The 6,215-nt window shown below is 51.3% G+C and carries 6 protein-coding genes and 1 pseudogene; 3 read left to right on the top strand and 4 right to left on the bottom strand.

Going from position 1 to position 6,215, the window contains the following annotated elements; all coding sequences use genetic code 11:
- Window positions 1-187: 187 nt before the first annotated feature.
- Window positions 188-724, bottom strand: a complete 537-nt coding sequence (locus tag AC52W5_RS00510) for a hypothetical protein (RefSeq protein ID WP_495669561.1) — start codon at window positions 722-724, stop codon at window positions 188-190.
- A 134-nt stretch (window positions 725-858) separates the two neighbouring features.
- On the opposite strand from AC52W5_RS00510, the pseudogene AC52W5_RS00505 reads away from it, so the two are divergent.
- The 3 genes and pseudogenes from AC52W5_RS00505 to AC52W5_RS00495 form a co-directional block, all read left to right on the top strand.
- Window positions 859-984, top strand: a pseudogene (locus AC52W5_RS00505) (hypothetical protein); the annotation flags it as partial.
- A 185-nt stretch (window positions 985-1,169) separates the two neighbouring features.
- Window positions 1,170-1,853: a PEP-CTERM sorting domain-containing protein gene (locus AC52W5_RS00500; protein WP_495669560.1), complete on the top strand. Its 684-nt coding sequence runs from the start codon at window positions 1,170-1,172 to the stop codon at window positions 1,851-1,853.
- A 34-nt stretch (window positions 1,854-1,887) separates the two neighbouring features.
- Entirely contained in the window at window positions 1,888-2,109 is a 222-nt protein-coding gene (locus AC52W5_RS00495; protein ID WP_495669559.1) for a hypothetical protein, read from the top strand.
- Window positions 2,110-2,930: 821 nt separating this feature from the next.
- Here the strand turns inward: AC52W5_RS00495 and AC52W5_RS00490 are convergent.
- The 3 genes from AC52W5_RS00490 to AC52W5_RS00480 all read right to left on the bottom strand — a co-directional run bounded on the left by AC52W5_RS00490 (window position 2,931) and on the right by AC52W5_RS00480 (window position 6,160).
- Window positions 2,931-3,314, bottom strand: coding sequence for a hypothetical protein (locus tag AC52W5_RS00490; protein WP_495669558.1), 384 nt, complete (start codon window positions 3,312-3,314; stop codon window positions 2,931-2,933).
- Between the two features lie 194 nt (window positions 3,315-3,508).
- Window positions 3,509-5,368, bottom strand: coding sequence for a bifunctional tRNA (5-methylaminomethyl-2-thiouridine)(34)-methyltransferase MnmC2/FAD-dependent 5-carboxymethylaminomethyl-2-thiouridine(34) oxidoreductase MnmC1 (gene mnmC, locus AC52W5_RS00485; RefSeq protein WP_495669557.1), 1,860 nt, complete (start codon window positions 5,366-5,368; stop codon window positions 3,509-3,511).
- A 42-nt stretch (window positions 5,369-5,410) separates the two neighbouring features.
- A complete protein-coding gene (locus AC52W5_RS00480) occupies window positions 5,411-6,160 on the bottom strand; it encodes a TerC family protein (protein WP_495669556.1) in 750 nt (249 codons plus the stop codon).
- Window positions 6,161-6,215 lie beyond the last annotated feature (55 nt).

Genomic DNA, 6,215 nt, shown 5'->3' with positions numbered 1-6,215 from the left:
CAAACGCAATCTGCTGCTCGGTAAATTTGCTTTTCTTCACGTCATGACTCCTTTCCAAAAAGGTAAAAATCATGCCGGAAATTCTACTTTTAAATGGTACGGTTTATCGGGGTAGGGTCATCTCAACAAAGCCTTCAGAGCTTCGATTGTGTCATGAGAAATTGAGTCTGGTACAAGCGTAAAAGGTCTATCCATTATTTCCCTCCTTTCTTGTTAATGGAATATGACGACGCTCCTCCTTTACCGTATTTTCTCGCTGGCGCCGCTCCCCTCCAATCCGTCTTCCCCCTATCCTCCCCTCGTCCTTGGGAAGGAGGGAGGCTATTTTAAGTAGCGCCTCCCTGGCCTCTGGTTGTATAGCATGAATAACGTTTAGTAATTTCTCTTGCGCTTTTATAGGCACTGCTTGATCCAGAGACCTTGCTTCTTCTCCTCTTTCTTTTTGCCTTTGAGATGTGTAGAAAAAATCAATCTGGCTCCACAAAGTGGGACTGATTGCCGAGGCATGGACGCCTAAAGCGTTGGAGAATTTTGTTAGAGCGTCATGGTTTAACGGAATCGTTCCGCTCAAGTACTGCCATACCACTCCCTGAGTCCCAATACCAGACTTGTCTCCAAATTTCTCCTGACTAATCCGATGCTCAGCACTATAGCGATCAAAAATTGCCTTGAGCCTCGCCGCGTCCTCTATTTGCCAATCCTGTAACTGCTTTCTTTTTGCCATGGGCATTAATTTATAGCTTTGCTATTAACAGTTCAACAAGCAATGCCATTGACATTAGTAACTAGCCCAGCTATTATTTTGATATGAAACTAAATGAATACCTAAAAACTACCACCTAATCTGCTTTTGCAAAACGAATTGGCGTATCGCAAGGAATGATCTATCAGTGGCTATATGGAATCCGTCCGGTATTCATTGATAAATGCGTCTCTATCGAGCGCGCCACAAACGGCGCTGTTATCCCGCCATCCCTTTTCTGAGAGTTAATCGCATACCTCCGTCAACACCTTGATCACCTTCCGGCTCTGCTTTGATAAAGCCGAGATGTACGTCTGATCCCCTGTACCAAAGTCCAGGATGTACTTAAGTCCAATAGCGATATGGCGTGCCTTAGGTAAGATGGCGCCCGATTCTGTTGTTTTCTTTTTAATATTCAGGGGGGAGTATGAATAAATTTCTTCACAGCACAATTGTATCCGGGATTTTTGCAGTAACTGTATCGGCTACCCAGGCAGCACCTATTTATATGACTGCCGATTTCTCCGGTGGGATTCTCGCCACGGGCGGGTTGGCTAACAGCCTGGGCTTGCAACGAACCAATACATGCAGCGGCTGTGCCGCCGGCAGCGTCAGCGGCAACGTGTTATTCGATCAAAATCTCATACCCGGGAGCGGTACTGGTACCGTGAATGTTGCACTCACAGACGTTGCCAGCGCATCAAGCAGTACTGTCTTCGGAATGGAATTTGGTAGTAAGCCACTGGAGTTTGAATTTGGAGACGCGGGTATTTTAGGGGGTCCCTCCATTCAGTTCCAGAACGGCGTATTCAATGGGTTTTTCTTCGTGAAAGATTTTGTGGTCAACGGAAAAACTTACGAACTCAACATGCAGGGTGCGAGCTGGACTATGAAATGGTTAAAAAACAGTTCCTCTTCGGATCTTGTTGCATCCGGGTATCTGAACGTGGGTAACCAGGGGTTGACGAACCCGACATATTTTGATCCTACACCAGCTCAATTGCCTGGCGGTACAGTTCCGGAACCTACCGTCCTCGCGCTTATCATGATTGGTGCTTTGGGTATTTTTATGGTTCCCCGCGTGAACAGACGTGCAGAGGGCTCGGTTTAGTACGCTTTATGATGAAAGCAGGTGGTGTTCGAGCATGGCGTCAAACCCATGCTCGGGCTTTCCCCCTGGTTTGGCAGGGATGCGTTGCATTTATGACCGCGTTACCTGTGCTTTGAAACGACGTCCCGAGGACCGAAACCTGATGAAGTATTTGATGAGAGAAGCGTTTCAGGAAGTTCTGATTGGTGAGCCGGATTACGAGTGGTTGATGATCGATCCCCATGGCAAGGTTCACCCGCACGCCACTGGAGGGTGAGCGGGTTCGAATTCTTCTTCATGCGAGTCTCCTTCTTGACTCGCTCAGCCTCTCATATTCTCGATCTCGTGACTACATAGCGAAAGAATTCGCTTGAGTAACTTGTGCGTTACGTGCTCAATTATTGCTGAAGAGGATGTGCCAATTAAAAATAGATAGCGAGACCCCTTAACACAATAACAATGATAAGAGGAATGGAAACCCTTCGTACGCCACCGTACGGAACAGATTCTGGAATGGATTATTATTCAAGCAGGCAATTTTGCTGAAATAAGACGGGGTGCAATATGAAACAGAAATATGCTTCCACTTTGACACATGCTGCGCTGGCATTGATCACCGGCATAATGTTCGGCTCAGTTGCCGTTGCTCAAGCCCAAGGTGACTCTGACCAGAACAAATCAAAAGCAGGACAATCCTCCTCTGGCAAGGCAGGTTCAGCGAGCAAGCAAAAGGGTCAAGGTAGTACAACCTCTGACGAGGATAGCTACGTTTACGGGAAAGACCAAGCTAGTGACTATTGGCGCTCTCAAGGCTACACCAGGGGCCAGGGGTCCAAGTCAACCGGCCGCGCAACGGGTATGGGGTCCAGTTCCTCTCAAGGATCAAGCACTTCAGGTCAGAGCTCGGGGTCGGGAGGCTATTAATCCCTCTTCGTTAAGGGCAAGTCCGGTTTACTGGTCGGAAATCTCCATGCGGCCAGCATTACCAGGGCGATACGAGTTCACTGCTCCTATTTTTGGATGTATAGGAGCGTCATCATTTATCTGATATTGAAGAGCGGATCAAGGAATCGCTTGCCACGCAAATCCGCTCTTTGATCAGGCAGATTCCCTTCTGACGAGGGAAAGATTGATGTCGGCTGTCAGACCGCCGAGAAAACGCTGAAATTGACCGTCTGCTTTCAATACGGCACGGACGTCGATTATGAGACGTAACTGGCCGCTTTTCAGCCTCAGGAGCTTCAGGTAGTTAGGGAAGTCGGGATGAGCAGGCACAGCCACACCGTGACCCGGATCCGCAGGATAACCGAGCCAATCGGGTACCAGGCCGGATTGACGCAGAGCTTCCTCCGATTCTTCGAATATGTAGGTAGTAATGCCGATGGCAGCGCTCGTCCAGCAGCTGATCGGTATGGGTGACTGCGTCGTCTGAGGATTGGGCTTCGGGCCTCTTAGCGGCTCGGGCTTGGGTTTTGCGTTCATAAGACTCCTCTGTAAGAGCGTTCCTGCCAGCGTTCAAAACTTGCTCTCTCTGCCAACGGATAGAACAGCCTGGGATGGATCGGTTTCCTGTCCAGAGCAAACTACGTCAAGAGGGATGTAAAGGGAATCATCCCAGAGAGATGCACGTATTCTACTGGTTTTCAACCACGTTGCCCATTGGACTCTAGTACACCCTATTCCTTGACTGAAACCGGAGCAGTGGGAGAAATTCTCCGGGCAGGCGAGAGCGCATTGACAACAGACAGTGGCAACGGCAGCAATTGTCCGCACGCGGTTGCCGCAACCGATTCGGCCGAAAGTCCAGCGGTAATCAGCCCACGCGTTCCATGACCGAGGCTGGTATACAGTCCGGGCAAAAGTTCGCCGACGAGCGGCATGGCGCCTGGAACAGACCCCCTGATAGAGGCGCGCCCATCCAGTTGCTCAAGCTGCCTGGTATCTTGAGTTACATCGTCACTCAGCCTGTGGAGCACGGGAGAAATTTCGCGCAGCCTGGATAAGTTTTCGGCATGCTCCGATACATTCAAGTTAATCGATGTATCGTTGAAACGATGGGTTGCTCCCACCACATGCCGTCCTGCAACAGCAGGGGCGAGATAGCCGCTGCCGCATACGATGGTGCGGAGATTCTGGCTTGCGGGTGTTGCAGGAATCAAGGTAAGCTGCCCCCGTACCGGGGTTAGCGGCAAGTTTGCCAACGCTGGAAGCGATTTCACCTGGTACCCGGTGCAAACAACAACTATCTCGGCCTCCAGGGACCACGCTTGCTTCCTCCGATCTTCTGCCTGCACACGCCAGCCGTGACTTGTTGGGGTAAGTGATTTTACTGTGCGACCGGTATACAGGGTGATAGCCTGACTGCCAAGCAATGCTGCACAAAGTTGAGGCGGAGCAAGCCAGCCGCTACCGGGGAACCAGAGGCCGCCGTATGAAAGCTCAATTCCCGCTAGGGCCGATGCTTCAACCGCATCTACCGGTCGGAATACATGCGAGGGCCAGTCGAGGGCCGCAAGCTTCTCGATCCGTCTTGCTTCTTCGGCGGAGAAGGACAACTGCAGCTCTCCGCATTCACTTCGCATGACATCATCAACGGGTAGTTTTTCGTCAAGCAAGGTGAGCGCATGTCCGTAGGATGCCAGCACAAAGCGGTGCAGGACATTCATTCCTGCACTCAGGCGGGCATGCAATATGCCAATTGGATTGCCTGATGCACCCGCGCCAAGGGTCTGTGATTCCAGAAGTTCAACTACAAGTCCACGGTTGGCCAGCGCCGAGGCAGCGGTACATCCCGCTACTCCCCCTCCGATAACGATCGCGGTGGAGGGAGCAGGTCGAACGGGAGGTGCGCCAGGAAGCTCGCCTTGCAGCATTTCACGCTTACGGCCAAAGCCGGATATTTTTCTGACCTGAAACCCTGCTTGCTCCAAACCGCGACGCACAACACCGGCACAGGTATAGGTCGCAAAGGTTGCGCCTGCTCGCGACGCGCACATAATCCAGTGGAAAATCTGCTGTGTCCACATTTCTGGATTTCGCGCGGGTGAAAAGCCGTCAAGAAACCACGCATCGATGCCATGCGTTTCAGGCAGCGCCTTGGCTACGTCATCTATTACCAGCGTGAGACGTACTCTTCCCCCGGCAAAACTCCATCGATTCCATCCGGGTACGCGCCGCCGCCAGCGCAGCATGAGTTCATCGGCGTATGGGCGCAGTTCGGGCCAAAGCGCGAGCCCTGCGCTCAGTTCTTCTTCATCGAGCGGATATTTTTCAACACTGAAGAAATCAAGGCTGGTCCGAAGGGGTGCAACTTTATCGAATAGCTGCCAGGCGCACAAAAAGCTCAGTCCTGTGCCAAATCCCGTTTCTCCAATGGAAAGGGCGCTGCCCTTCGGCAACAAGGTGAAACGCTCAGGCAGCCGATTGCCTTGCAGGAAGACGTACTGTTTTTCTTCCGGTCCCGAGTATCTTGAGAAATAGACGTCACCGAAGCGGGCGGAATATGGCTGGCCGTTTTGCCAGTCAAGCATGCGCATGAAGATTCAGCTGGTATGCTGGCGGAAGGCCAAGTCCTGCCCTCAATCGACGTTGTCTATGTGCCGGTGCAACCTGACCGGCTCCACCGTTTTCTTGCGCAGTCGAAGGTTGAGAAATTCCACAGTGACCGAGAATGCCATTGCGAAGTAGATGTAGCCTTTCGGAACATGGACGTCGAAACCCTCGACGATGAGGGTAACGCCGACCAGTATCAGGAAGGAAAGGGCAAGGATTTTGATTGTTGGATGCTTCTCTACAAAATCTCCTATTGGTTTGGCTGCCAGTAGCATGACCAGAACTGCGAGAATAATGGCAATAGCCATCAATGTAATGTGGTCGACCAGGCCGACAGCCGTTATGACAGAATCCAGCGAGAACACAATATCAAGGATGGCAACCTGTAGCAGGACCATGCCTACGCTCGTGACGGAGATGTTCTTGCTGCTATTGTCCGTACCTTCCAGACTGTTATGTATTTCATGGGTTGCCTTGAACAGGAGAAACAGTCCTCCCCCGATCAGGACAACATCGCGCCCTGAAATGGAATTGCCGAAAATTGCAAACCAGGGTTTGGTCAAGCTCATTACCCAGGAGATCGAGAACAATAGCGCAAGCCGGCTCAGCATCGCGAGACCCAGGCCCATCCTTCTGGCAAAATTTCGCTGGGCTTCGGGAAGACGTCCTACCAGTATTGAGATGAAGATAATGTTGTCGATACCCAGAACGATTTCCAACGTCGTCAACGTTACCAATGCAACCCATGCTTCCGGGCTTGTCAGCCACTCAAACATTTATACTCCTCATTCTCGATTCCCCGGCGCAGATTTTTTATTTGAACGCATTTGT

It is taken from the genome of Nitrosospira sp. CT (assembly GCF_059489795.1).
The sequence above is the reverse complement of the archived record's forward strand: the minus strand, read 5'-3'. Positions and strand labels throughout refer to the sequence as shown.

Coding starts and splice junctions, on each gene's coding strand:
- AC52W5_RS00490 (WP_495669558.1), bottom strand. CDS start 3,314: ATGAACGCAAAACCCAAGCCCGAGCCGCTAAGAGGCCCGAAGCCCAAT.
- AC52W5_RS00500 (WP_495669560.1), top strand. CDS start 1,170: ATGAATAAATTTCTTCACAGCACAATTGTATCCGGGATTTTTGCAGTA.
- AC52W5_RS00480 (WP_495669556.1), bottom strand. CDS start 6,160: ATGTTTGAGTGGCTGACAAGCCCGGAAGCATGGGTTGCATTGGTAACG.
- AC52W5_RS00510 (WP_495669561.1), bottom strand. CDS start 724: ATGGCAAAAAGAAAGCAGTTACAGGATTGGCAAATAGAGGACGCGGCG.
- mnmC (WP_495669557.1), bottom strand. CDS start 5,368: ATGCGCATGCTTGACTGGCAAAACGGCCAGCCATATTCCGCCCGCTTC.
- AC52W5_RS00495 (WP_495669559.1), top strand. CDS start 1,888: ATGGCGTCAAACCCATGCTCGGGCTTTCCCCCTGGTTTGGCAGGGATG.